Source organism: Flavobacteriales bacterium (genome assembly GCA_016124845.1).
Classification (GTDB): domain Bacteria; phylum Bacteroidota; class Bacteroidia; order UBA10329; family UBA10329; genus UBA10329.
On the sequence record WGMW01000030.1, the window covers coordinates 17,955 to 44,235 of the forward strand.

The following is a 26,281-nucleotide window of genomic DNA, read 5'->3' on the forward strand; positions in this document are numbered from 1 at the left end:
CTGAGCTCCACGAACTGATAAAAGCTGCTGAGCTGGAAATCGACAATGGAGATTGCAGTTTACTTCAAGAATTTGAGCAAGCATCCCTTCTGTGGGAGTAACAAGTGCGCAAACTCGATGACTCGCACATTTTTCCTTTTCTCATTTTTCCTTTTCTCGCATTTGGGCATCGCCCAAACTTGGGTCGATAGTGTGGAAACCTTCTCCATGCAAACGTATTTGCCAGCTTCCAAATACGTGTGGTCGTGGCAGCATGCCGCTTTTCTGAACACCATGGTCAAGCGCTACGACCAGGCCGATTCACTGGAGAAACAGATGTATTTCGATTACATCGAAACCGCCATGCAACGGACGAAAGCACGTGCCAACGGCAAAACCCCCAACGGTGTTGCTTCTGGTCTCGGAATGGCATTTCTGTACGAGAAAACGGGCGATGATTTCTACAAAGCCAAGTGCGACAAGATCTACGAACAGTACATGCAGGTTCGCAGAACGCCCGAAGGTGCTGTTTCTCATTTACCCACCACGTTGGAACTTTGGGATGACACTGTTTTTATGATCGGGCAGTTCATGTTGGCGATGTATCGCGCCACGGGCGATGAGAAATACCTGAATGAATTTGCGTTGCAGTTGCGACTTCACCGCGAAAAATTGCTGGACAAGAAATGGGGAATGTGGTGCCATGGTTGGGATGCCAATGACAAGGATGGATTACCTTATTTCTGCGGTCAGATGGGTTGGCCGAACGACTCAACGCGAGTAAGTGGTGAGATCTGGGGGCGCGGAAACGGTTGGATCTACGTCACACTTTCGGATGCGTTGGAGCTCATTCCACGCGAAAACCCGATGTGGGAAGAGATGGCAGGTTACTTGAAAGAAATGCTTGAACATCTTCCAGAATTGCAGGACGAGAAAACGGGACATTGGTTTCAGCTCCCAGTTCGGAAAGACGATCCCGAAAACTGGATTGAGAGCTCCTGCACAGCCATGTTCGCGTATGGGATGATCACCGCGCTCAAACTCGGAATTGTGGATGACAAGCGATTTGTGAGAAGTACAGAATTGGCTTACAATGGGTTGCGTCAATACTCGCTGGAACCGCGTGGTGATGGTCTCATTTGCACCAACGTTTGCACAGGAACCTGCATTGGCGATAAGGACTATTACTTGAAACGAGGCGTTCAGAAAGGCCGCCCGTTCGGGTTGGCCATGTTCATTCAGTTCGGTATGCGCTACGAAATTGAAAATGGCCTGAGATGATTTTGAAAAGACATTTTTTAGCCACAGAAACACAGATTTCCACAGAGGTTTTCACAGATGAAAAACAAGATTTTCTGTGTCATTTCTGCGCATTCTGTGTCTCTGTGGCCATTTCTTTTCCGAAGGAAAATCTCTTTGTTTCTCTGCGGCTCTGTGTGCCTACTTTTTTCCTTTTCTCCTTTTTCATTTTTACTGCATCCGCGCAAACGGAAACCATTCAACTCAACGACACGGTTTCATTGGAATTGGTCTTCGTGGAAGGCGGCACATTCGTCATGGGAAGTGATGAGGGCAAACGCGATGCCCGACCAGCCCACGAGGTCAGTCTCAACGATTTCTACATCGGGAAATTTGAATTGACGCAGGAACAATGGATTGCTGTAATGGGCTACAATCCGAGTGAAATTCCATGCATGAAATGCCCGTTGAACGATATGAGCTGGGAACAATTGATGGACTTTCTCGCGAAGCTGAATCAACTCACAGGAAAGAAATTCCGATTACCGACCGAGGCCGAATGGGAATACGCAGCGCAAGGCGGCAAACAGACCAAAGGTTATCGCTACAGCGGAAGCAACAACATTGAAGAGGTCGCTTGGCTCAAAGAAAATGGAAACGATCAGCAACATGAGGTTGGTCTGCTGAAACCTAATGAACTCGGACTGTACGACATGAACGGAAACGCTTGGGAACTCTGCCAAGATTGGTATGACAGGAAGTTCTATCAGCGCAGCCCGAAAGACAATCCCGTGAACACGGAAAAAGCAAAATTGCGGGTATCCAGAGGTGCATCATGGATGAGCGGGCCAGATTACTGTTTGCGCTGGTATCGAAATACCGACCATTGGCATCATAACCGTGGCAACGGTGGTTTCCGTTTGGTAATGGAACTCTGATTGTTCAACCACAGAGAACACGAAGGTTTTCACAAAGGACACAAAGAAATCTCTGTGTCCTCTGTGGTTAAAAAAGCTACTGCTTCACCAACCGCTGTGTAGCCACTTTCTTCTCATCCCGAACGGTGACCGAGTAAATGCCATGGCTCCAGTCAGATACAGGTAATGTGAACTGGTTCTGAACGGTAGCAACGTTTTTGGAGTAAACCACCTGTCCAAGGTTGTTCACCACAGAAATAGCAACTGATTTTTCAAACTCACTAAGATCGATGGTAAGTGTTTCCGTGGCTGGGTTCGGCCACATACGGAATGATTCGTTTTGGGTCGCTTCCTCAATTCCAGTATGTACCAACGGCCCCCAAGTGTAATCAATGGAAATGGTGTCGAACTGGATGCTGGCGTAGTAGGTCGAATCGCCATTTGCATCGGTGGTCCATGTTTCTTCATATTGCGACTGCGAGACCAGATTTTGGAAATTGCTGAAACTGCTGTACATCGCATCGTTTCCTACCACAAAGACCCACGTTTGTCCGCCATTTGTCGGGCATGCCCGATGTCCGTTTATCTCGCCAATGCAACTTCTTCTGGCAGCCACATAATTGTCGTCCTGTTTGCCAATGAGCCATAGACCATCTTCCACAATTTCGCTGAAAGCTGTGTCTGGCCAATGTAACGCAACATCCGTTCCCTGAAAAGGAAGAATCGGAGAAACAGGTTCAGGCCGATACATGACGAGTGCTACGTTATGCGACTGTTCCACATACGGTAGGTGCATGCTTGCGTGGTCATGGTCGTGATCTTTCCAATCAGCGGTCACCGGGCCAGAAGCACTGAAAACAGCGGTCACGCCAACGTTGGCCACAACGGGCCATTCCTGGTACCCGACCTTCCCTTTCCAAAAATCCTGAATAGAAGATAGCGTAACGCTTTGGTTCTTGAAAACCGCCACATCTTCACCACAGATCACCGTGCTTTTCGAAGCAGCACTCAGTCCTTCCGCAATGCTGGGGTACTGTTGAAGAGGGAAGCCGGACAGCGGTTGTAAAATGGAAAAATCCACCTGATTCCACAGATTTGAATCCTCCAAAAGCGTCACCGTTTGCGTGATCACTTCTGGGTGAAAGTAGGCTCCCGAACTCCATTGGAAAACCGTTTTATCAACGGAACTCATCGACTGGTTGATCACAAATCCTTCCTCCAGCGTGTGGCCGACCGACATGATCGTATCAAGATTTGCAACCCATGAATCGGTGATGTCTGAAAAGTCGATAGAACTGGTTGCCAAGAATCCGCCTGCGTGCGAAGCGTTTGAAGGTGCGGGCCCGAGACCTGTAAGTAAATAGATGAGGCTGTTGTGGTTTTGCCCAAACGGATTCTCATACTTGCTGACGTAGTTTCGGCCAGCGGCCGGAAAGAAGGAACCTTGGTCGTTCGCAAGCATCAGGATCTCCTTCAGCAACTTTTTGCTGGCCTGTGTGGCCATGTCTTTTATCTGTGGATCCTGCGCAAAATCGGCCAGGTTCAGCAGTCCGCTCAGACAGTATGGACTGTAAGTGGAGGAGAAGAATTCGTAGAATCCGTAATCGATCTTCAGTTGCAGGTAATGCTTCAACCGCGCTTCCAATGTGGCATCGGCCGGGCGTCCTGTGTACTCGTGCATGATCCAATCGGAACTCATCCACATGATCATGTGGTTCTCCGACCAATAGTTCCGGACGGTGTCTTCGTAATTGATCCAATATGGGACAGAATTCAATGGCGGGATGATCTGCGAATCGTACGCTCCGTTGCTAAGCATCATCACGCGAATCAGTTTAACAATGGTGAAATCGCTGGTTGAACGTGTTTGTAATGCCGAATAGATACTGTCCAGTTCCCCTTGGTCGACCGTTACACCTTCGTAGGCCTGAATTGTAATGGCATCGCCATTGAAATTGGTCAGAGCGCTGTCGATGTATTGTTGCCTACGGTCTTCAAATGTTTGTCCATTGGCCATTTGAGTTGATACGGCTACGATCGTTGCGACCGCAAAAAACGGAATGATGATGTGTTTGAACATGGTGTGAAGTAAATGTTGCCCGAATGTAATGGAAACAATGCATGCATAGAAAGCAGGTGTTTGACATTGGTTTGACAAATGCATGACCTTATTTAGAATTATTCCAAACAAATCGACCAAAAGCTTGGTGGCCTACCTCGATTGAGGTATTTTTGCCGTGAAATTCACGCTCTATTTAGAACCATTCTAAATAGAAAATGTTAGGTCGATAGGCATGATAACAGTTTCAGAAAGCGCAAAAAAGAAGGCGGTAAGCCTGATGGAAGAAGATGGTAAAAACCCCATGGAGGCATTTATTCGTGTGGGTGTGAAAGGCGGTGGTTGTTCGGGACTTTCGTACGAACTGACCTTCGACACCGACCTGAAAGAGGACGATAAGGTGTTTGAGAACAACGGAATCAAGGTAGTGGTTGATAAGAAAAGCTTCCTATACCTCATCGGAACCGAGTTGGATTATTCGGGCGGATTGAACGGAAAAGGCTTCGTTTTCAATAACCCGAATGCCAGCAGAACCTGTGGCTGTGGTGAGAGCTTCGCGGTTTAATTAGCACATTTGCTAATTAGCTAATTATCAAAAAGATGGCAGAGCAGAACACGTTACTGAAGGAATTCACCGAGAAGGAATACGAGTACGGTTGGAGCATCGACATTGAGGCCGATCAGCTTCCGAAAGGGCTCAACGAGGAGATCGTTCGTGCAATTTCCACCAAGAAGAATGAGCCCAAGTGGCTGACCGAATGGCGATTGAAAGCGTTCCGCTATTGGTTGACGATGGAAGAGCCGACTTGGGCGCATGTCAAGTATCCGAAGATCGATTTTCAGGACATTATCTATTACTCGGCACCGAAGAAAAAGCCAGAGATCGGCAGTTTGGATGAAGTGGACGAGGAACTGCTTGCCACATTCGAAAAGCTGGGAATTTCGCTCGAAGAGCAGAAACGATTGTTGAATGTGGCAGGTTCGAATGTGGCGGTTGATGCCGTGTTCGATAGTGTGTCGGTGAAGACCACTTTTCAGGAAACGCTGCGCGAAAAAGGCATCATTTTTTGCTCGTTCAGCGAAGCAGTTCAGAACCATCCCGATTTGGTGAAAAAGTACCTCGGAAGTGTGGTTCCGTACACGGACAACTATTACGCAACACTCAATTCGGCCGTATTCTCAGACGGTTCGTTCTGCTACATCCCGAAAGGCGTGCGTTGCCCGATGGAACTTTCCACATACTTCCGCATCAATGCGATGAACACAGGGCAGTTCGAGCGAACACTGGTCATTGCAGATGAGGATAGCTACGTAAGTTATCTGGAAGGTTGCACTGCACCGCAGCGCGATGAAAATCAGCTACATGCAGCGGTTGTGGAACTGGTGGCATTGAAAGGTGCGGAGATCAAGTATTCAACTGTTCAGAACTGGTTCCCAGGCGATAAGAACGGAAAAGGCGGCATCTACAACTTCGTAACGAAGCGTGGCATATGTGCGGGCGATTACGCGAAGATTTCTTGGACGCAGGTGGAAACGGGTAGTGCCGTTACTTGGAAATATCCGTCAACGATCCTGAAAGGTGATAACACCATCGGAGAATTCTACTCCGTGGCCGTGACGAACAACTACCAGCAGGCAGATACGGGAACCAAAATGATCCACTTGGGAAAGAATACCAAGAGCACGGTCATCAGTAAAGGAATTTCGGCAGGGAAGAGCAACAACTCGTACCGCGGATTGGTGCGAATTGGGAAGAACGCGACCAATGCGCGCAACTTCTCGCAATGCGATTCGCTGCTACTGAGCGACACGAGCGGGGCGCATACGTTCCCGTACATCGAATGCGGAAATAAGACCGCAAAAGTGGAGCACGAAGCCACCACAAGCAAGGTGGGCGAAGACCAGATTTTCTACTGTAATCAGCGTGGTTTGGACACCGAGCAGGCCATCGGCCTCATCGTGAATGGATATTGTAAAGAAGTGTTGAACAAGTTACCGATGGAGTTTGCCGTGGAAGCGCAAAAACTGCTGTCGGTCTCCTTGGAAGGCAGCGTTGGATAAAAATGATAATTAACCACAGAGTTCACGGAGAATGCACAAAGAACACGGAGAAAATCTCTGTGAACTCTGTGAAATTCCCTTTGTGTCCTCTGTGGTAAAAGAAGAAAAATGAGTTTACTGAGTATCAAAAACCTGAAAGCCCGTGTAGAGGAGAAGGACATCCTCAAAGGGTTCAACTTGGAAGTAAATCCAGGTGAAGTGCATGCCATTATGGGACCCAACGGTTCTGGAAAGAGCACGTTGGCTTCCGTTCTCGCAGGAAATGAGAGCTACGAAGTAACCGATGGCGAAGTCGAGTTTGATGGGAAAGACCTGTTGGACATGGAGCCAGAAGAGCGTGCTCGCGAAGGGCTGTTCTTGGCATTCCAGTATCCTGTGGAAATTCCTGGCGTGAGCAACGTGAATTTCATGAAATCTGCGGTGGCAGAGATCAGAAAGCACCGTGGTCTTGAGCCATTCGAAGCCAAAGACTTTCTCGCTTACATGAAGCAGAAAAAGGAATTGGTCGAGTTGAGTGGAAACTTGGCTGGCCGTTCGGTAAACGAAGGTTTTTCGGGCGGTGAGAAGAAGCGAAACGAGATCTTCCAAATGGCGATGCTCGAACCGAAGTTGGCCATCTTGGATGAAACGGACAGCGGCCTCGATATTGACGCACTTCGTATCGTTGCAAACGGTGTGAACAAGCTCAAATCGAAGAACAACGCTTTCATCGTCATTACGCACTATCAAAGACTTTTAGATTACATCGTACCTGATTTTGTTCATGTGTTGTACAACGGCAGAATTGTACGTTCGGGCACAAAGGAATTGGCGCTTGAGTTGGAAGAAAAAGGCTACGATTGGATCAAGGACGAAGTAGCGGCAGAAGCATGAGCGAAGCGATGACAACATCGATTTTATCTGAGTTGATTTCAGGGGCGAAAGCTGCCGATGCAGAGTGCGTTTTAGCGCAAGAAGCCGAAGCGTTTCTGGCCGAAAACGGTATTCCATCCAAGAAGCACGAGGATTGGAAATACACCAACATCAAGCGGTTGTTTGATAACGGTTTGGAGTTGGTTTCTGCCAAGGATGTGAGTTTCAATTCCGTTGATGGTGTGGAGGCGCGATTGATGGCATCAATGCCAGAGGGCAGACAGCCAGGTTTCACGGGCATTCACACCAAAGAAGCACATGCGGCTTTGAACACCGCGCTTTTCGAGAAAGTGTTGGTGGTTCGCGTGAAGAAGGGAATGCAGGTTTCGGATGAATTGATCCTGAACCAAGCGATTGAGTATGCTGGAAACAACTTCGCGGCAACGCGGTTACTGATCGAGTTGGAAGACAACGCTTCGCTGAAATGCCAACTGCATTTTACGGGCTCGAATGCTTCGGAGAAATCGCTGCACAATCATGTGACTGAGATCTTCGTTGGGCAGAATTCTCAGCTTGAATTCAATATTGTTCAGGAGATTACCGAAGGAAACTTGGTGAACACTACGGAGGTTTTCTGTCAACGCGATGCGAATTTCACCACCAACACATTCCAGTTGAGCGGAAAATTGCTTCGCAATAACCTTAACATCCGCCTGCAAGGCGAAAACGCAGAAACGCATCTGAACGGTTTCTACATGCTGAAAGGCAGGGAATTGTTCGATAATCACACGTTAGTGGATCACCTCGTGCCGCATTGCGATAGCAACGAAACCTACCGTGGCATTTTGGGTGGAAAGAGTACGGGTGTGTTCAACGGAAAAGTGTTCGTGCATCCTGATGCGCAGAAGACGAACGGCTACCAGCAGAACAACAATATTCTGCTGACCGATGATGCTACTATGAACTCGAAGCCTGAGTTGGAGATCTATGCCGATGACGTGCGTTGCTCGCATGGAAGTACCACGGGTCAGTTGGATGAGGACGCGGTATTTTACCTTCGCGCCAGAGGTTTGGATGAGTTCGGGGCAACAGCTTTGCTACTGACGGCCTTCGCGGGCGAGGTTTTGAACAGCGTTTCGAGCGAAGAATTGCGTAATATTCTCGAACAGAAAATTCAGGCGAAGCTGAAAGAAATGCGAGCATGAGCGAGACGCTGGTGGATATTGAAAGCATACGGGCGCAGTTCCCAATTCTACAAAGAGAGGTCAACGGCAAGCCGCTGATCTACTTCGACAACGGGGCAACTTCACAGAAACCGCAGTCGGTCATTGATGCAATCACCCACTATTACGAGCACGAGAACAGCAACATTCACCGTGGTGTGCATACGCTGAGCCAAGAGGCGACTTCGGCCTACGAGGACGTACGTAAAAAGGTGCAGAAATTCATCAATGCCGAGCACGACCACGAGATCATTTTCACTTCAGGAACCACGGGCGGCATCAACTTGGTGGCCAGTTCGTTTGGAGAAAACCTTGTTAGAAAAGGCGATGAAATTCTTATCACCGCCATGGAGCACCACAGTAATATCGTGCCGTGGCAAATGCTTTGCGAGCGGAAAGGCGCACACCTTAAAGTGGTGCCGATCAGCAAGGAAGGTGAACTCGATCTGGAGGAATACGAGCGGTTGATCGGACCGAAAACCGAGCTCATTTCGTTGGTGCATGTTTCCAACTCTTTGGGCACCATCAACCCGATCAAAAAGATGATCGATATTGCGCATGCGCAGAACATTCCTGTGTTGATTGATGGTGCGCAGGCCATTCACCACACGCCAGTGGATGTTCGAGAATTGGATTGCGATTTCTACGTCTTTTCATCACACAAAATGTATGGCCCGACAGGTGTCGGAATTCTCTACGGCAAGGAAGAATTGCTGAACGATATGGCGCCTTATCAGGGTGGTGGCGATATGATCAAGAATGTGACGTTCGAGAAGACGATCTACAACGACCTTCCGCACAAATTCGAGGCGGGAACGCCCAATATTGCAGGCGGAATTGGATTGGGCGCGGCCATCGATTTCATCAACAGTATCGGTTACGATTTTATCATGCAACACGAAGCTGAACTGTCACGATTTGCCACTAGTCAATTGCGCGACATCAAAGGTTTGCGGTTCATCGGCACGGCCAAAGAACGTGCGGGTTTGGTTTCGTTTGTATTGGATGGCATTCATCCGTACGACACGGGTGTGATCTTGGATAAACTGGGTCTTGCGTTGCGAACGGGACATCATTGCACGCAGCCCGTCATGACCTTTTTTGAAGTGCCAGGAACCGTACGCGCGTCATTTGCGGTGTACAACACGAAACAAGAAGTCATCCGACTTGTTGAAGGAATAGAGCGTGTTAAAAGAATGTTTTAAAGCGGACTTCGGTATCTTTAAGTATAAAATCAGAAGCCATGACAGCAGTACAACTCAAAACAAGAATAAAGGAACGGTTGGAAAAGACCGATGACCCTAAGTTGCTTGAAGCGGTCTATGAGATGCTTAAAGCCGCTGAAGATGAAGTGGTCAAGTTCACACCAGAGCAGCGCGCCCGTGTAATGCGTGGACTGGAGCAGATGAGGAACGGAGAGGTATGCTCGCATGAGGAAACGATTGAGGATTTGCGAGAATGGTTGAAAAAGAAGTGATCTGGACGGGTGAGGCTAAGTTCGATGTCCAGAACATTCTTGATTATTGGATTGAACGGAATGGTTCTCCCACATACTCTGAGAAACTGCTTGATGAGTTCGATGAAATGGGAGAACAGATCGGAAAATATCCTTCAATTGGAAAGACCACGGAAATTGAAGATGTTCGATACGCGATTGTACGAACGTATGCGATTACTTACCACATATCTGAGAACATCATTCACATCCTATCTGTTTGGGATGAGAGACGCGACCCTGAAACACGACCGGTCTGAATTTTGAAAATGATAGCATTGACAACGATAGAGGAGAAAGAACAGGAGATCATCGAGGAGTTTTCGCTTTTTGATGATTGGATGGACAAGTACGAGCACATCATCGGACTTGGGAAGGAACTGCCACTGATAGAGGAAAGTCTGAAAACGGACGACTTGCTGATCAAAGGCTGTCAGAGCCGCGTTTGGCTTCATGCCAAGCTGGAAAATAGCAAAGTGATTTTCACAGCCGATAGCGATGCCATCATCACCAAAGGCATAATTAACCTGCTTATCCGGGTGCTTTCTGGCGAAAAACCAGATGATATTGTGAATGCCGACATGACCTTCATCGACCAGATCGGATTGAAGGAGCATTTGTCGCCAACACGTTCGAACGGATTAGTGAGCATGGTGAAGCAGATGAAGCTGTACGCGCTGGCATTCAAAACCCAACTGAACAACCCGTCATGAGCCTTTCGTACGATGAAGTGAAGCAACTGGAAGAGCGCATCATTGATGTGTTGCGCACGGTTTACGACCCGGAAATTCCAGTGGATATTTACGAGTTGGGGTTGATCTACGAAGTGAAAGTAGATGCTGATGGAAAGGCCGATGTGCTGATGACGTTGACTTCGCCAAGCTGCCCAGTTGCCGAGAGTTTGCCGCTCGAAGTGGAAGAAAAAGTCCGTGGCGTGAAAGGCGTTACGCAAGGCAAGGTAGAACTCACCTTCGACCCACCTTGGGACAAGGACATGATGAGCGAAGCAGCTTTGCTTGAACTTGGCTTTATGTAATGGTTGATGACAAAGCAATAGGGTGTGTCATTTATGGGCTGATAACAGCGTTGCCAATACTTTTCTTATTGTACAGATATTATAAAAAACGTAAAGCTGATTTTCAGTCCTCGAAGGTTCAACTACTCGCCTCCACTGTTATCCTAATAGTTGGATTTGTGTACTACTTGGCCTTGGCACAATTTGGCGTATTTCTGTGCAATACAATGGAAATGGATGCATTTCTCGCTGCGGCCCCAACGGTTGTTTCGATGAATATTTTGTATTTGCTGATTCCAGTTGCAGCAGTTACTGCGCTCATGTATGTCGTTTCTGGTTTCAAATCTTTGTTGAACTGACCATGGAACCGATCAGAAACAAGGTTGCCGAAAGCGGTCTCATCACGTTCAACTTGGAAGACCTTTACCAAGTCGGTCCTCGCAAAACTTTCGACCTGAAAGATTTCCTATTTGAAGGACTTATTCTCCGAGAGAAAGACTACCGACAGCAACTCAAAGAATTCGATTGGAGTGAGTACCAGGATGCATTTGTGAATATTGAATGCACGGCAGATGCCATTGTTCCGCAATGGGCTTGCATGTTGGCTGCAACTTACCTTCAACCTGTTGCAAAACGAGTGGTCATGGGAACTTCCGAAACCTTGGAAACCGTGCTTTACCAAGAAGCACTTTCAAACCTCAATCTATCTCAATTCCAAGACGAACGCGTAATTGTGAAAGGTTGTAGCAAGTATCCTGTTCCAACCTCGGCTTTCGTGGAGTTTGTTTCCAAACTCACACCCGTTGCAAAAAGCGTGATGTATGGAGAGGCTTGCAGTACGGTGCCGCTTTTTAAGCGTTAGACGAACGCCTGCATTTCGTAGAGTTTCTTGTAAACCCCGTTGTGGGCGATCAGTCCCAAGTGGTTACCACGCTCGATGATCTTCCCGTCATCGATCACAATGATCTCATCTGCAAACTGAATGGTTGAAAGACGGTGGGCGATCACCAGCGATGTACGGTTTTCCATTAGTTTGAAAAGCGCGTCCTGAACCAGTTTCTCGCTTTCGGCATCAAGCGCAGAGGTTGCCTCATCCAAGATCAGAATCGGTGGGTTGTGGAGAATGGCTCTTGCAATGCTTATGCGTTGTCGCTGTCCGCCCGAAAGCTTGCCGCCATCTTCACCAATGTTGGTGTGATAACCTTTATCCATCTGCGAAATGAAATCATGCGCGTTGGCCACTTTGGCCGCGTTCATCACTTCTTCTTCGGTGATGCCTTTCAGCCCGAAAGCGATGTTGTTGAAGACAGTATCATTGAAGAGAATCGCCTCCTGAGTCACGATTCCCAACTTGGCGCGCAGATCCCATGCCTTTGCATCGCGGATGTCAATACCATCGATGAAAACCGAACCTTCAGTCGGGTCGTAGAATCGAGGAAGCAGGTCAACCAACGTAGTCTTGCCAGCACCCGAAGGACCAACGAACGCAACGGTCCGACCTCGTTTCACCGTCAGGTTGATGTTCTTCAGCACATTCACGCCATTCTCGTAAGAGAAGCTCACATTCCTGAACTCGATCTCTTTCTCGAATTTCTCCAACCCAATGGCATTCGGCTTTTCACGGATGGTCTCCGAAGCGTTCAGGACCGTGTCGATTCTTTCTGCGGCAGCCATCCCTTTCTGGATCATATAGATGGAAGATGTGAGTGCTTTGGAGGGCTGAATGAGCTGCGAGAAAACAACAATATAACCGATGAAAAGATCGGCCGTGAGGCCATCTCCATTCAGGACAAGCGAGCCACCGCGATAAATCACCATCACCATGACAATGGTTCCGAGAACCTCGCTCAGCGGGCTGGCCAGATACTGCTTTCGGATCATCTTCACCTTTTGGCGCAGGTAATCCTCGTTCTCCGCTTGGAATTTCTCATACGAAGTGTCAATCGCGTTGAACGCCTTGATGATGCGCAATCCTGAAAGTGTCTCCAGCATGGACGAGACCAACACACCCATCTGGTTCTGTACTTTCTTGGAGGAACGCTTCAAACTTTTGCCCACACGACCAATAACGAGTCCAGTAACTGGAAGCAGGATAAGCACGAAAATCGTAAGTTGAGGACTCCAAACCACCAATGTTCCGAGGAAGAAAATGATGGTGAACGGCTCCTTGAAAACCACCTCAACCGAACTCATGATGGATGTTTCCACTTCCTGAACATCGCCCGTCATCTTGGCAATGATGTCTCCTTTTTTCTCCTCCGAGAAGTAGGCGATCGGCAGATTCAACACCTTATGATACAGACGATTTCGAATATCGCGGACCACACCGTTCTTCAGCGGTGCGCTGAAGTAAAGCGCCAAGTATCGGAACAGGTTTTTGAGGAAGAAGGTGATGATGACAAATGCGCAGATGAACACCAGCGCATGCATTTGCCCTTCGGTCGTTATCTCACCCGCATCGTTCAAAATGAGCTTGCTCACCTCATAATAGAACAGGTCGATGAGATGGTTCGGGTTGAACGCGAATGTCGGCTTTTCGGTAACGATGGGTTGAATACCGAACAGCACACCAAGTAACGGAACCACCATTGTAAGCGAGAACAGCGAGAAGATGACCGAGAGGATATTGAACAGGACCACGGTCAGCACCTGACCCTTGTAATTTTTCAGAAGCGCAATAATGCTCCAGTAGCTCTGCATACGGCAAATATACCTTTAGAAAGCTTCAAGCCTTTAGCAATTGGCCGTTAGCTCAGTTTCGAATTTTCAAATTTCCGATTTGGAGTTTCATCATGCCTACCTTTGCGAGGATGGAAAGCACACGACAGAAGAAGGTTTCGAGGGTGATCCAACGTGAGTTGGGCACGTATTTTCAACGGAATGTTGGCCTTTACGCCAAAGGCGGAATGATAACTGTGACACAGGTACGCGTCAGTCCTGATCTTGGCGTGGCGAAGGTTTTCCTCAGCATTTTCGCTGTGCCCGATAAGCAGGTGGTTCTCAACCTGATCAAGGAACGGGCTTGGGAAGTGCGTAAATACCTGGCGCACGAACGCAACGAACTGCGTGTGGCGCCCGAACTCATTTTCTATTTGGATGATTCGTTGGATCACATTGAGCGCATCGATCAACTCCTGAAAGGCGATTAAGGGTTACTAATTACGAATGAAAAAATACGAATATGCGAATCCAGTTCTGTCAGGTTGTGTGGGTTGGTGTAACCACATTCGTCATATTCGTAAAAGATTCGTAATTCGTAACCCTTGAACCTTCCCGTTCACATAGCCAGACGCTACCTCTTTTCGAAGAAATCGCACAACGCGATCAACATCGTTTCGGGTATTTCGGTGGCCGGTGTTGCCGTGGTCACGGCTGCCATGGTCATTGTGCTTTCAGTTTTCAACGGGTTCGAAGGACTGGTGATCTCGCTTTATAATGTGTTCGAAGCTCCCGTTGTCATCAAACCTGCGGAAGGGAAAACCATGGAGTTGACTTCCATTCCGTTGGATGAGATCCTTGCCACACCAGGCGTAAAAGGCTACGTGGAAACGCTGGAAGAAAGCTGCCTCATCCGCTATCGCGATAAGCAGTATTTCGCCCGTGTGAAGGGCGTTTCGGACAATTTCCAAGAACTCACCGACATTGACAGCATGGTGGTGAAAGGCGATGCGGCCATGCACGTGAACGGAGCGCCTTCGGCCATCATTGGTGCGGGCGTGGCGTATCATTTGGGTGTGAATGTGAATGACCCCATCAACTCGCTTGAAGTGTATGTGCCAAAACGAGGAACACGTGCCACCATCGACCCGACAAAGGCATTCAATGTGAAGCACATTTACGCAACGGGTGTGTTCTCCATTCAGCAGGATTTTGATCTGAGTTACGTGATCACGCCCATCCGATTTGCGCGGGAATTGTTGGATCACGAAGGGCGTGTTTCATCGATTGAATTGGCGCTGAACTCAGATGCCGATATGGAATCGGTTCGTGAAGCACTACAGGAAAAATTGGGTGATAAGTATGTGGTGAAAGACCGCTTTCAGCAGAACGAGATCCTATACAAGATCATGAAGAGTGAGAAATGGGCGGTTTTCATGATCCTGTCGTTTATTCTCATGATCTCCATTTTTAACGTGATCGGCTCACTCACCATGCTTATCCTCGAAAAGAAAAAAGACATCAACATCTTGCGCAGCATGGGTGCCAGCGAGCAGCTCATCCAGCGCATTTTTGTGCTGGAAGGTGTGTTCATTTCCATGATCGGTGCAGTGGGCGGACTACTGCTCGGATTGCTGGTCTGTTTCGTGCAGATCCAGTTTGAGTTGGTAAAACTCAATGGAGGCGGAAATTATATTGTGCAGGCATATCCTGTTGATGTTCAGCCGCTGGATGTACTCTACGTCTTCCTCGTGGTCGGAACCATCGGCTTGCTTGCTGCGTGGCTACCAGTTCGGAAGGTCATCCGACCTGTAGAGGCACTGCGGATCGTGCAGGAGTGACCAGGGTCGTCAACTTTCAAAAAGTTGACGACCCTGCTGTTCGGTAGAGACGTGACTCATTCCATCATCAGCTACTGAACCAGATTCCCTAACTTTGAGATAGCAAATCCAACATCATGCGCGAGGTCATTTTGAAAGTTCCTGAAGAGAAGTACGAGTTCATCATGGAGCTCATTGCCAACCTTGGTCTGGAGGTGGAGCAGGAAATGGAGATTCCTGAGTGGCAGAAGAACATCGTTCGGGAGCGAATGGCCGAATATGAAAAGAACCCTGAGAACGCCATTCCTTGGAAAGAGGCGCGTAAGCAGATCACGTTCAAGAAGAAGTGAGTTTTGAGATCATTATCCTCCCAACTGCGTTGCAGGATGTTCAAGATGCAGTTGACTATTATGATGAGCAATCGATTGGTCTGGGCGAAAAATTTGAGGCAGAGCTCAATGAGTTTTTGGTCGCATTGGAGTTCAACCCCTTCTTCCAAAACCGTTACGAAACAGTAAGGTGTCTGCCGCTGAAGAAGTTCCCTTTCATGGTACACTTTTCTGTAATGGAAGATGAGAGACTGGTTGTAGTACATGCAGTATTCCACACCTCATTGAGTACAGAAAATTGGAAAAGACCCAAAGGTTGATGCGCTGCTACCCCTTGGCCGCCACGTCAAGCGCCTTTTTAAGATAGGCATTGGTCTCGCGCTGATCGGCCAGTTGGGTTTTCAGATCCGCGATCTGCTGTTCCAATCTGAGTTTTTCGGCTTCCATCGCTTCAAAACGGTCCTTTTCAGGGTTGGCCCTTATCTCCTCCGGTAAGTTGTCGCTCAACGGCCGAAAAAGGTCTACACCGATGGCAATGCTGAGTTCGTGCAGAATGCTGGCCTGTATGCTTCTGCGCCTGCGCAGCCCTTTTACCGTGTTGGGATTTCGGCCCGTTCTGCGGGCTATCTCTGCCTGCGTGACGCGTGTCTTCTGCATGGCGCTTCTAATAATAGGGGCTGTATTGAACCCTTCGGGTATGGCGTTGCGCGTTTTCCAGGTAGGCGGTTCTTTCTTTCGTCTGTACACCATGGCGTAAATGTGTCAGTTAGGTATGGTTAGAACATAGAAATCTATGCTTTAAAGATAGATATCTATGTAGAATAGATAGATTACTATGGTTAAAGGTAACATATCTATGTATAATACATACCTATCTATGTTCTATGCATAGAGTTCTTAGCCTAATACATAGAAGACAAACTTTAAAACATAGATCAGTATGCTTTAAGCATAATTATCTGACGGGATCTGGGAATTGAACGGCTATTTCGGCTTCACCAGAATGCGTGGCTCCATCATGTCCAAGATGGCGTATTTCAATCCTTCGCGGCCAAAGCCGCTGTCTTTGATGCCACCGTACGGCATCTGATCCACTCGGAAGGTCGGTACATCATTTATGATAACGCCTCCACATTCAATGCGCTCAAACGCCAGGTTCATTTCGGTAATGCTATCGGTGTAAACACCCGCCTGCAATCCGAACCGCGTGTTATTCAGCATGTCGATGGCCTGTTCGAATTCATCAAACGCCTCAACGGTAATGATGGGGCCGAAAACCTCTTCCGAGCAAACGCGCAGTTCGTTTTTCACGTTCGTGAGGATGGTGGGCGCGAAGATGCCGTCCTTCTCAAATCCGCCCGAAACTACCTTGGCTCCCGCATCGGTAGCCTCCTTCAGCCATTCGGCCATGCGGTGCGTGTTGGCTTCATCTATCATGGCAGAGATGTCTGTTTCAGCATTCAATGGGTCGCCCCATTTCAGTTGCTCGGCTCCCGCTTTCATCTTCTCGCAGAATGCATCGAACAGCGAACGGTGCACATAGAACCGCTGCGCATGAATGCACACTTGTCCTGAGTACGCAAACGCTCCGACCAGCAATCGCGGTAATGCCTTATCCAGGTCTGTTCCTTCGGAGATGATGACTCCCGCATTTCCGCCCAGTTCCAGCACTACGCGTTTTTTGCCCGCCTGTGCTTTCATTTCCCAGCCCACTTCGGGCGAACCCGTAAACGTGAGCAGTTTGAAACGCTCATCCGTCACCAACTGACTGCCCGATTCGCGGTTCATCGGCAGCACCGTGACCGAGCCTTTCGGCAGAGCCGTTTTTTCAATGATCCGCACCAGCTCCAACGAAGAAAGTGGAGTGGAAGAGGCGGGTTTCAGAATAATGGGACAGCCCGCAGCAATGGCTGGGGCGATCTTGTGCGCCACCAAGTTGATCGGGAAGTTGAAAGGCGCGATTCCTGCCACCAAACCAACAGGAAAATACTTGACAATGCCTTCGCGGTTCTCGCCTGCAGGAGTGGTGTCCAATTGTATCACTTCGCTTGGTAATCGTTTGGCTTCCTCGCTTGCAATTTTGAAGGTCTGCACTGCGCGATCAATTTCGCCTTGTGCGTACTTCATTGGTTTGGCGCATTCCGCTGCAAGCAGTTTGGCCAACTCAACTCTTCGCTCATGCAGTTCGTCCGAGATCTGCTCCAATGCATTCGCGCGAACGTGCGTAGGAAGTGCCCAAAGCTCTTTTTGTACCGCTTGAGCGGCTTTGATGGCCAATTCCAGCTCCTCTTTTCCTGCCAAGTAGGTTTTGGCAACAATATCGTTGTTGTATGGGTCGAGCACGTTCAGGTGATTCTCCGTGACCACCTCTTTGCCTGCGACCGATAATGGGTATTCTTTCATAATGTCCGAAATTAAAAAAGGCCGCTTCGCAGCGACCTTTTCTGTTTTTTCAATTTCACATTGTCTGTTCTTACGAGTGAGCTTCGTCCTCGTGTTTTACCACGCGGAACGCTTCCACTTCATCCCCAGCTTCCTCAGATTCAGGTTCAACAGATTCTCCTTCTTCTACGATGGTTACTGTGTAATGGTCGCCACCGTTGGTCTTCTCAATGCAGCTGATCACATCTGCCTGTGTCAATTTGCTTGCATCGAAGGTGAAGTAGCCTTTTCCTTCATCAAAGTTGACGGTGCTCTCGCCCATTCCGGCCAGTTTGCTGCACTCGCTTTGGATGGCTGCGGCACAGCCGCTCGGACACATCATGCCGTCAATTTTCACGGCCAAGTGCGTAGGGGTCTGCATATCTTCCACTTTCATCATTTCAACGGCCGTTTCTTCTTCATGAGACGCTTCCGTTCCTGCTTGTCCGCAGCCCATGAAAATCGCTGCTGATGCCATGATCGCTATCGAGAGAATTTGAGTTTTCATTTTGGTGTTGCTTTATAGATTTCTGAACTATTGATATTGTCAATTATTGCTTGTGTGGAGGTTGAATCTGCTTCAAAGGAAACGGTTGCCGTCTTCGAGGCCAGATCGACCTCGGCTGTTTCCACGCCCTCCACTTCGTTGATAAGGTTCTTGACCGCGTTCACACAATGACCGCAGCTCATTCCTTCTACCTCCAATAATGCTGTTGATTTCATTTCGCGTCAAAGTTACAATTAACCGAGGCCGAATGTTCATGACCTCGGTCACAATTGCCCTGTCTGTCACTTTCTTTGCCGCATGCAAACCACCACGCTCCGTAGTTGGCTTCTCCTTTTACTGATCGGATTCATCTGGGGCAGTTCGTTCATTCTGATGAAGAAAGGGTTGCTCCTTTTTGCACCGAATGAGGTAGCGGCACTCCGCATGAGCTTGGCCTGGCTGGTCACGATGCCATTTCTTGTTCCGCGTTTCCGCGAGATAAAGCCACAGGAATGGTTGGTGCTGCTAAGTGTTGGGCTGCTCGGCAACGGAATTCCTGCCATTCTGTTCGCTACCGCGCAGAAAACCATGGACAGCGCACCTGTGGGAATGCTCAATTCGCTCGTTCCCATTTTCACGCTCGTTTTCGGGGTTCTGCTTTTCAAAGTTAAAACGTGGACAAGGCAAGTGATTGGGCTGTTGGTCGGTCTGGTCGGGGCTTTGATCCTGATCATTGGTCCAGAAGGAATCGGAGGCCTTCGTTGGGAAGCCGTTCTTGTGGTCATCGCCAGTGCGTGTTATGCTTTCAATCTGAACATGATAAAACGGTTTCTGCCCAAGATGCCTTCAACGCTCATTACTTCAGCGGCTTTTCTTTGGATCGGTCCGATGTGTTTGGTTTACCTGTCGTTCACCGATTTTTTCGGGAAAATGGATGCTGAGTTGTTTCCAGTTTCGTTCTCGGCCATTACCGTTCTTTCCGTTGTCGGAACTTCGTTTGCCGTGCTGCTTTTCAATACGCTTATTCAAACAGGAGGGCCGCTTTTCGCTTCCATGGTCACGTATGTCGTACCCGTATTTGCCGTAATGTGGGGCGTGATAGATGGGGAAAACATACACTTCTACCAACTGTTCGGAGTACTCATCATTCTGTTAGGCGTGTATTTGGTCCAAAAGCCAGTTAAATGACAAAAATGTTCGGCTTGCATACTATCTTTGGGGCTTATGTCAATAGTTCCAGGAACATAAGTGATGAAGAAACAATTACTTTCTGCCCTGTTGGTGGCGTTATTACCAACAATTGCATTTTCCCAATCAACAACTCTACAGCAGGTAAGTGCCATTTTTCAGGGCAACTGCACAACCGGGTGCCATAGCGGGGCCAATCCGAGTGCGGGGTTGGATCTGAGTGGAAGCGGAACTGCTTTGATGGATGCTTTGGTGGGTGTGACCCCGGTCAATCCGGCCGCTGCTGCAAAGGGATATAAACTGGTCGATCCAGGTTATCCGCACAATAGTTTCATTCTGTATAAGTGTGCATACACAGATTGGGATGATCAGTTTGGAATGGATGTTTCTGAAGGAAATCCGATGCCTGATGGTGGAAGCCCACTCGAAAAAGAAGAAGTGGAGTTGATCAGACAGTGGATTTTGCATGGAGCCCCAGAGACCGGACACGTGGTAAGTCCTGCTACGTTGTACAACTACTACCATGGCCTCGGAAAAGCACGTGTTCCAAGACCTGAACCACCAGCACCTGGAGAAGGTTTTCAGTTGCACATGGGGCCTTTCTTCTTGGATCCGGGAGAAGAAGTGGAGTTCTACAAAAAAGAAAAGCTGTTCAATGAGAACGTTGAGAACGTGATTCGCTATGATGTAATGTTCAATGATGAGTCGCATCACTTCCTGTTGTTCCAATTCGATCCTGGAACAGACAGCACGATTGCGGAAGGGCTTCGTCCAGTTACGGTACAGAATGCGTTTCAGGATGCGAAATACATGGTTGGTTGGGTTGATCCGGACAGCACGATCCTACCTCCGGGAACGGGCTATCCGATCCATGAAAATTCTGTATTGGATCTGAACCTGCATCTCATCAACTATGCTTACAATGGCGATTCTGTGCTTGCTGCTGAATCGTATGTCAATTTCCTAACGGACAATAACTCGCCCGATCTGATTGAGATGCACAGCGAACTGTTGATCAATCTCAGCATCTTTATTCCGAATTCGGGAACAGAGGTCACTTTCCCGAACACTGCGACATTCGGTCCGAGTTCAACAGATTCCATTTACATCTGGTTCTTGTCATCACATACCCACAAGTATGGAACGGATTACGACATCTACAAGCGAAATCCTGACGGAAGCCAAGGCGAGCAGTTGTATGAAGGGTTTTACAACACCACTTACGACTTCAATGCAGGGTATTATGATTGGGAACATCCGGCCAACCTGTATTTGGATAAAGTCTATGGAGAGTTGATTCCGGTGGCAGAGAAAGATGGATTGATTCAAGTGGCCAAGTACCGCATTCCCGGAAATGCGAACGAACCGGCACCGTTCATTACATTCGGTCTTACAACCTCCGATGAAATGATGTTGGCGTTCATACAATATACGAGAGAACCAATTCCAACGGCTCCGGTAAATCCGGAGGGAATTGCTGACGTTAAGAAAGGGGATGCTTCCTTCATGACGATTTACCCGAACCCGACCAACGGGACCTCAAACATCCGGTTCAGTTTGGATGAGCGTGCTGATGTGCAACTGAACGTGTTCAACAGCCTTGGACAGCAGGTGAAGCAGCTTTATGCAGGTTCGATGACCGCTGGTCAGGCCAACTTCACGTTCGATGCTGCGACTGGTTCAGATCCGAACGGATTGTATCTGGTACAACTACTGGTGAACGGTAAGGTTTACTCTGATAGATTGCTGCATATCGGCCGTTGAGCAAATTATTCTGCACAAGCGTTGTAAGCATTACTTCTTTTTCTAAATTTGCAGCCCCATTTTAGGGAGATAAACACAATTCTGTTCAAGATGTACGCAGTCGTTGATATAGCTGGTCAGCAGTTCAAGGTTGAGAAAGACTCAAAAGTTTACGCTCACCGCGTTGAAGGAAAAGAAGGTTCTAAAGTGACCTTCGACAAGGTTCTTCTTTTGGAAGACGGTGGAAAAGTATCTGTTGGAGCACCAACTGTTGCTGGAGCTACTGTTACAGCCAAAATCGTTGCTCATGTGAAAGACGATAAGGTTCAGGTATTCAAGAAGAAAAGAAGAAAAGGATACCAGAAATTGAACGGTCACCGTCAGTCATTGACAGAGTTGGTAATCGAAGGAATTTCTGCAAAAGGTGCTGCAAAAGCTGAGAAGAAAGAAGCTGCGCCAAAGGCTGAGAAAAAAGAGGAGGCTCCAGCAACTGAGGCCAAATCAGAAGAATAAGAATTAATAATCCGAATAAAAGCAGACAACCATGGCACACAAAAAAGGAGCCGGTAGTTCCAAAAACGGACGTGAATCAGAAAGTAAAAGACTCGGAGTGAAGATCTTCGGAGGTCAGGCTGCTGTTGCAGGAAACATCATCGTGCGTCAGCGCGGTACTCAGCATCACCCAGGTGAGAATGTAGGTATCGGTAAAGATCATACGCTTTTCGCTTTGACCGATGGTACTGTTGAGTTCAGAAAAAGAAAAGACAATCGTTCTTTCGTATCGGTAGTTCCTGCAAGCTAAGGAGCCGAAACGCATTATACAGGAATCCCTTGTGCTTCGGTTCAAGGGATTTTTTGTTTCCGAAAGTCGATGAACATTTTATCGCCACAGATGCACAGATTCACACGGATTATTTCACAGATGAGTATTTCCGAGAAATCTGAGAAAATCTGTGCATCTGTGGCTACTTCATTTCATTAAAGATTAAAGACCTTTACGAGCATTATGCTACAGACACATTACATCAACGAGAATAGAGAGGAAGTGATCGCCCGTTTGGCGGTTAGGGGTTTTGATGCCACCGAAGCGATCGACAGTGTCATTTCTCTGGACAACAAGCGAAGAGCTACGCAAACGGAGTTGGATAGCACATTGGCTGAATCCAATCAGTTGGCGAAAGAAATCGGTGGACTTTTCAAGCAGGGAAAAGCAGACGAGGCCAATGCTGCAAAGGCCAAAGCAGGCGAACTGAAAGAACGTGCATCTGAGCTGCAGAACGCTATGCACGAAGTGCAGAATGAGCTCAATGAGCTGTTGTATCACTTACCCAATTTGCCACATGCGAGTGTACCGAAAGGAAAGTCGGATACAGACAATGAGGTTGTTTCCACGCATGGTACAAAACCAGAATTTGCTGGAGAGGTTGAACCTCACTGGGATCTGGTGAAGAAGTACAACCTGATCGACTTCGAACTTGGCGCGAAGATCACAGGTGCTGGATTTCCTCTGTATGTCGGTAAAGGCGCGCAACTTCAGCGAGCATTGATCAACTTCTTCTTGGATGAGGCCCGCGCGGCTGGTTACACGGAGTTCATTCCACCGTTTGTGGTGAACGAAGCATCCGGTTACGGCACTGGACAGTTGCCAGATAAGGAAGGTCAGATGTACCACATGCAGTTGGATGATCTTTATATGATTCCAACTGCGGAAGTGCCGCTGACAAACATTTTCAGAGATGTTATTCTAACTTCGGATGAACTTCCGAAAAAACTCACGGCCTATTCTCCCTGTTTCCGTAGAGAGGCCGGTTCTTACGGAAAGGATGTGAAAGGTCTGAACCGTTTGCATCAGTTCGATAAGGTTGAAATTGTTCAGATCGTGGAGCCAAGCACCAGTTATGATGTGCTTGAAACGATGGTGGCGCATGTGCAAGGGTTGCTCGACAAACTTGGTTTGCATTATCGCGTGCTTCGTTTGTGTGGTGGTGACCTTGGATTTACATCTGCGCTGACGTTCGATATGGAAGTTTGGTCTGGCGGCCAGGACCGTTGGTTGGAGGTGAGTTCCATTTCAAACTTCGAGACCTTCCAAGCGAACCGATTGAAGTGCCGTTACCGAAGCGGAAACGACAAACCACAATTGGTACACACGCTGAATGGAAGCGCCTTGGCATTGCCTCGAATTATGGCTGCACTCTTGGAAAACAATCAGACTGACAACGGAATCAACATTCCAGAAGTGCTACACAGGTACACAGGTTTCGAACGGATCGAATGAGATTTTTGAATGTCATGTCGAGCGGAGTTTCCGTAGCCGAGACATCTTTGCCCGATTGGCTTAGATTCCTCTGCTCCCACGCCAAAGCGTGGTCGATCGGAATGACATTGCTGATGTTCGGAAGTTGCCGAACGGATTTCACGGCTGAAATAGCCGCAACCGACAGCCTAATAGGCGTGCTGTCCAATGTGGAGAATGTTTCGGAACAGATCGATGCCAGATTGATCAAGCAGTACAGAAAAGATGTTGCCGAGAAGTGTCAGAAGATTCAGAACGAACTGACCGATACCCTCGAAATGGATCAAGCGCAGCGTTTGGTCGATTTCTGTTCCCTGAACGAACATCTTCAAAGTTGCCTTGATAGAAAGGAGTTGATCGATGCCGAGGTTCTTCAGTCACGGAATCAGCTCTATAATTTGAAAACGGATCTGAAGGAAGGTCGTGCCAGCAAGGACAGCGTAAACAGCTATATTGAGCAGGAATTCCTGTATGTGGAAAGCCTGAATGATGGTGCGGAACAAGTAGTTGCCGAGTTGAACGGATGTTTCAAAACCTACGCTGAACTAAAAGACGAAATAGACCGTTTCATAATCGCGTTACCGAATACCGTTAATGAAGTTGATAAGAGATAAGGTTGAAAGGTTACGGAAGCTACGAGCTCCCCTCCTGGAAAGGAGGGGGTGGGGGAGGTCGTTCTTTCTGCTACTTCTCATTTTTTCTTTCTCAACCCAACTATCTGCCCAGACCGACACGGACGAACAGTTGGCCGCGCAATACTTCAAGAACGGGGAGTACGAAAAAGCAGAGGTTTATTACCAGAAACTGTTCAAACGCTATGGCGATGAGTTCTTCTTTCAGTATTACATCGACTGTCTGCTGAAGTTGGAGAACTTCTCGGAGGCAGAAAAGACGGTGGAGAAGCGCATCAAACGGGAGGCAAACCCTGTGCTGTACGTTCAGTTGGGCTATGTGCACAAAGCGGCTGGAGATGAAAAAGCGGCAGAACAGGCTTATATGAAAGCTATTCAGGAATTGCCACCTTTTCAACGACAAATTGATGCGTTGGCCGAAGCGTTCGTGGATAAGAACGAGTTGGAATATGTGGTTCGCACGTACGAGAAGGGCCGTAAGTTGCTGAACGGACTTTACGGGTATCATTTCGAGTTGGCGAACGCGTACAACCGTTTAGGAAAATTCGATTTGGCGGTGGAGGAGTATTTGGATGCGCTGGCCGAGGACGAATCGCAGATCACAAAAGTGCGCACCGACCTTTTGGACATTTTTGCGGCTGATCAGACAGGCACCAAGCAAGAGTATTTTGAGGAAGCCGTGATCGCGAGAATTCAGCGGCAGCCGCAACGCGACATTTTTCCCGAGCTGCTTATCTGGCATTTCGAACAGCAGAAGAAGTTCCGACAGGCATTTGCGCAGGCCAAAGCACTGGACAGACGCAATCGCGAGGATGGTTCTCGCGTGGTTCATTTCGCGCACATCTGTCGTGCCAATGAAGCTTATGATATTGCCATTGAAGCGTACGAATACGTCATCAAAAAAGGTCGCGACAACTACTATTACCTCAGCTGCAAGAAAGACCTCGTGAACACACTTTACGAGAAGGCGATCTCGGGTGGTGATTACACAGAACAGGAATTGGCCGAATTGGAAAAGACGTTCCTGAGTACGTTGGAAGAATTCGGTCGCAATGGAAATGTGGCGCAGATGATGATGAATCTGGCGGAGCTCTACACCTTTTACATGCACGATACGCAGAAAGGCATCGATCTGCTGTATGAGGTGATCGAACTTCCTGGAATCAACAAGGAAGACCTTGCCAATGCCAAGATTCAACTGGCGGATGCGCTGCTTTTTACGGGTGAGGTTTGGGAAACCACGCTGCTTTATTCGCAGGCAGAAAAGATGTTCAAGACCAGCGACATCGGCCGTATGGCCAAACTCAAAAATGCCAAGTTGGCGTATTATACGGGCCAGTTCGATTGGGCGCAGGCACAGCTCAATGTGCTAAAAGCTGCTACCAGCGATTTCATTGCCAACGATGCGCTTTATCTCGCCATGCTAATACAGGACAACTCGTACATGGACACGACCTACGGGGCTCTAAGCACATTTGCCCGTGCCGACCTGCTGCTTTATCAGAACAAGCTCGATAGCGCGAAAATGGCGTTGGATAGCATCGAGGAATTCTATCCTGGCCACAGTTTACAAGATGATATTCTATTTAAACGCGCGCAGATAGCCGAGAAGGAAGGCGATTATCAGTTGGCGCAGGAAAACTACCACAAGGTCTGGGAGCAATACCCGACCGATCTGTTGGCAGACGATGCCGTGTACCGCATGGCTCAACTCTATGAAACGCGACTGAATGATACATCCAAGGCAATGGAGTACTATCAGGAACTGCTTCTCCATTATCCGGGAAGCCTTTACACCGTTGAGGCCAGAAAGCGCTACCGAAGTTTGCGTGGCGATTTGCTGAATTGAGTTTGGGCGTTTCCACGC

General features: G+C 48.2%; 29 protein-coding genes. 23 read left to right on the top strand and 6 right to left on the bottom strand.

Annotated elements, in window-relative coordinates; translation table 11 throughout:
• The first annotated feature begins 45 nt into the window (after positions 1 to 45).
• Positions 46 to 1,260, top strand: coding sequence for a hypothetical protein (locus GC178_11610; GenBank protein ID MBI1288210.1), 1,215 nt, complete (start codon positions 46 to 48; stop codon positions 1,258 to 1,260).
• Positions 1,257 to 2,156 carry an SUMF1/EgtB/PvdO family nonheme iron enzyme gene (locus GC178_11615; protein MBI1288211.1) on the top strand — a complete coding sequence of 300 codons (900 nt, stop codon included), beginning with the start codon at positions 1,257 to 1,259 and terminating at the stop codon, positions 2,154 to 2,156. Before GC178_11610 ends, GC178_11615 begins: the two co-directional genes overlap by 4 nt.
• A gap of 76 nt (positions 2,157 to 2,232) precedes the next feature.
• Here the strand turns inward: GC178_11615 and GC178_11620 are convergent, their stop codons facing one another.
• The gene (locus tag GC178_11620) at positions 2,233 to 4,299 is read right to left on the bottom strand and encodes a T9SS type A sorting domain-containing protein (GenBank protein MBI1288212.1); all 2,067 of its coding nucleotides are present in this window, start codon (positions 4,297 to 4,299) and stop codon (positions 2,233 to 2,235) included.
• A gap of 130 nt (positions 4,300 to 4,429) precedes the next feature.
• Here GC178_11620 and erpA point away from each other — a divergent pair, with 130 nt between their 5' ends.
• The 10 genes from erpA to GC178_11670 all read left to right on the top strand — a co-directional run bounded on the left by erpA (position 4,430) and on the right by GC178_11670 (position 11,702).
• A complete protein-coding gene (gene erpA / locus GC178_11625) occupies positions 4,430 to 4,759 on the top strand; it encodes an iron-sulfur cluster insertion protein ErpA (GenBank protein MBI1288213.1) in 330 nt (109 codons plus the stop codon).
• Between the two features lie 35 nt (positions 4,760 to 4,794).
• On the top strand, positions 4,795 to 6,255 hold the full coding sequence (gene sufB, locus GC178_11630) for a Fe-S cluster assembly protein SufB (GenBank protein ID MBI1288214.1): 1,461 nt from the start codon (positions 4,795 to 4,797) through the stop codon (positions 6,253 to 6,255).
• A gap of 108 nt (positions 6,256 to 6,363) precedes the next feature.
• Positions 6,364 to 7,128, top strand: coding sequence for a Fe-S cluster assembly ATPase SufC (sufC, locus tag GC178_11635; GenBank protein MBI1288215.1), 765 nt, complete (start codon positions 6,364 to 6,366; stop codon positions 7,126 to 7,128).
• Positions 7,095 to 8,312, top strand: coding sequence for a Fe-S cluster assembly protein SufD (sufD, locus tag GC178_11640; protein ID MBI1288216.1), 1,218 nt, complete (start codon positions 7,095 to 7,097; stop codon positions 8,310 to 8,312). The genes sufC and sufD overlap by 34 nt, the downstream gene beginning before the upstream one ends.
• Positions 8,309 to 9,535 carry a SufS family cysteine desulfurase gene (sufS, locus tag GC178_11645; protein MBI1288217.1) on the top strand — a complete coding sequence of 409 codons (1,227 nt, stop codon included), beginning with the start codon at positions 8,309 to 8,311 and terminating at the stop codon, positions 9,533 to 9,535. Before sufD ends, sufS begins: the two co-directional genes overlap by 4 nt.
• Positions 9,536 to 9,573: 38 nt before the next feature.
• A complete protein-coding gene (locus GC178_11650; protein MBI1288218.1) occupies positions 9,574 to 9,807 on the top strand; it encodes a hypothetical protein in 234 nt (77 codons plus the stop codon).
• Positions 9,789 to 10,085 carry a type II toxin-antitoxin system RelE/ParE family toxin gene (locus GC178_11655; protein ID MBI1288219.1) on the top strand — a complete coding sequence of 99 codons (297 nt, stop codon included), beginning with the start codon at positions 9,789 to 9,791 and terminating at the stop codon, positions 10,083 to 10,085. The genes GC178_11650 and GC178_11655 overlap by 19 nt, the downstream gene beginning before the upstream one ends.
• A gap of 9 nt (positions 10,086 to 10,094) precedes the next feature.
• Positions 10,095 to 10,538: a SufE family protein gene (locus tag GC178_11660; GenBank protein MBI1288220.1), complete on the top strand. Its 444-nt coding sequence runs from the start codon at positions 10,095 to 10,097 to the stop codon at positions 10,536 to 10,538.
• On the top strand, positions 10,535 to 10,861 hold the full coding sequence (locus tag GC178_11665; protein MBI1288221.1) for a DUF59 domain-containing protein: 327 nt from the start codon (positions 10,535 to 10,537) through the stop codon (positions 10,859 to 10,861). The genes GC178_11660 and GC178_11665 overlap by 4 nt, the downstream gene beginning before the upstream one ends.
• A 340-nt stretch (positions 10,862 to 11,201) precedes the next feature.
• Positions 11,202 to 11,702 (top strand): DUF2480 family protein, encoded by a 501-nt coding sequence (locus tag GC178_11670; GenBank protein ID MBI1288222.1) that lies wholly within the window; start codon positions 11,202 to 11,204, stop codon positions 11,700 to 11,702.
• Here GC178_11670 and GC178_11675 read toward each other — a convergent pair.
• Positions 11,699 to 13,540, bottom strand: a complete 1,842-nt coding sequence (locus GC178_11675) for an ATP-binding cassette domain-containing protein (protein MBI1288223.1) — start codon at positions 13,538 to 13,540, stop codon at positions 11,699 to 11,701. The genes GC178_11670 and GC178_11675 overlap by 4 nt on opposite strands.
• 110 nt (positions 13,541 to 13,650) lie before the next feature.
• On the opposite strand from GC178_11675, the gene rbfA reads away from it, so the two are divergent.
• The 4 genes from rbfA to GC178_11695 all read left to right on the top strand — a co-directional run bounded on the left by rbfA (position 13,651) and on the right by GC178_11695 (position 15,967).
• Positions 13,651 to 13,989 carry a 30S ribosome-binding factor RbfA gene (rbfA, locus tag GC178_11680; protein MBI1288224.1) on the top strand — a complete coding sequence of 113 codons (339 nt, stop codon included), beginning with the start codon at positions 13,651 to 13,653 and terminating at the stop codon, positions 13,987 to 13,989.
• Between the two features lie 114 nt (positions 13,990 to 14,103).
• Entirely contained in the window at positions 14,104 to 15,339 is a 1,236-nt protein-coding gene (locus GC178_11685) for an FtsX-like permease family protein (GenBank protein MBI1288225.1), read from the top strand.
• 116 nt (positions 15,340 to 15,455) lie between these two features.
• Entirely contained in the window at positions 15,456 to 15,668 is a 213-nt protein-coding gene (locus GC178_11690) for a hypothetical protein (GenBank protein ID MBI1288226.1), read from the top strand.
• On the top strand, positions 15,665 to 15,967 hold the full coding sequence (locus tag GC178_11695) for a hypothetical protein (GenBank protein ID MBI1288227.1): 303 nt from the start codon (positions 15,665 to 15,667) through the stop codon (positions 15,965 to 15,967). Before GC178_11690 ends, GC178_11695 begins: the two co-directional genes overlap by 4 nt.
• Before the next feature lie 7 nt (positions 15,968 to 15,974).
• On the opposite strand, the gene GC178_11700 is transcribed toward GC178_11695, so the two are convergent.
• From GC178_11700 to GC178_11715, 4 genes are all read right to left on the bottom strand, one after another.
• Positions 15,975 to 16,397, bottom strand: coding sequence for a hypothetical protein (locus GC178_11700; GenBank protein MBI1288228.1), 423 nt, complete (start codon positions 16,395 to 16,397; stop codon positions 15,975 to 15,977).
• Positions 16,398 to 16,631: 234 nt separating this feature from the next.
• A complete protein-coding gene (locus GC178_11705) occupies positions 16,632 to 18,062 on the bottom strand; it encodes an aldehyde dehydrogenase family protein (protein ID MBI1288229.1) in 1,431 nt (476 codons plus the stop codon).
• A gap of 58 nt (positions 18,063 to 18,120) precedes the next feature.
• Positions 18,121 to 18,546, bottom strand: coding sequence for a hypothetical protein (locus tag GC178_11710; protein MBI1288230.1), 426 nt, complete (start codon positions 18,544 to 18,546; stop codon positions 18,121 to 18,123).
• 26 nt (positions 18,547 to 18,572) lie between these two features.
• Complete coding sequence (locus GC178_11715) at positions 18,573 to 18,791, bottom strand: hypothetical protein (protein ID MBI1288231.1); 219 nt, start codon at positions 18,789 to 18,791, stop codon at positions 18,573 to 18,575.
• An 82-nt stretch (positions 18,792 to 18,873) separates the two neighbouring features.
• Here GC178_11715 and GC178_11720 point away from each other — a divergent pair, with 82 nt between their 5' ends.
• From GC178_11720 to GC178_11750, 7 genes are all read left to right on the top strand, one after another.
• Entirely contained in the window at positions 18,874 to 19,743 is an 870-nt protein-coding gene (locus GC178_11720) for an EamA family transporter (protein MBI1288232.1), read from the top strand.
• A 63-nt stretch (positions 19,744 to 19,806) separates the two neighbouring features.
• Positions 19,807 to 21,507, top strand: coding sequence for a T9SS type A sorting domain-containing protein (locus GC178_11725; protein MBI1288233.1), 1,701 nt, complete (start codon positions 19,807 to 19,809; stop codon positions 21,505 to 21,507).
• 90 nt (positions 21,508 to 21,597) lie between these two features.
• On the top strand, positions 21,598 to 21,999 hold the full coding sequence (rplU, locus tag GC178_11730; GenBank protein ID MBI1288234.1) for a 50S ribosomal protein L21: 402 nt from the start codon (positions 21,598 to 21,600) through the stop codon (positions 21,997 to 21,999).
• 31 nt (positions 22,000 to 22,030) lie between these two features.
• Entirely contained in the window at positions 22,031 to 22,288 is a 258-nt protein-coding gene (locus GC178_11735) for a 50S ribosomal protein L27 (GenBank protein MBI1288235.1), read from the top strand.
• Positions 22,289 to 22,492: 204 nt separating this feature from the next.
• On the top strand, positions 22,493 to 23,764 hold the full coding sequence (gene serS / locus GC178_11740; protein MBI1288236.1) for a serine--tRNA ligase: 1,272 nt from the start codon (positions 22,493 to 22,495) through the stop codon (positions 23,762 to 23,764).
• Positions 23,761 to 24,396 carry a hypothetical protein gene (locus GC178_11745; protein ID MBI1288237.1) on the top strand — a complete coding sequence of 212 codons (636 nt, stop codon included), beginning with the start codon at positions 23,761 to 23,763 and terminating at the stop codon, positions 24,394 to 24,396. Before serS ends, GC178_11745 begins: the two co-directional genes overlap by 4 nt.
• Entirely contained in the window at positions 24,377 to 26,263 is a 1,887-nt protein-coding gene (locus GC178_11750; GenBank protein MBI1288238.1) for a tetratricopeptide repeat protein, read from the top strand. The genes GC178_11745 and GC178_11750 overlap by 20 nt, the downstream gene beginning before the upstream one ends.
• The last annotated feature ends 18 nt before the right edge of the window (positions 26,264 to 26,281 follow it).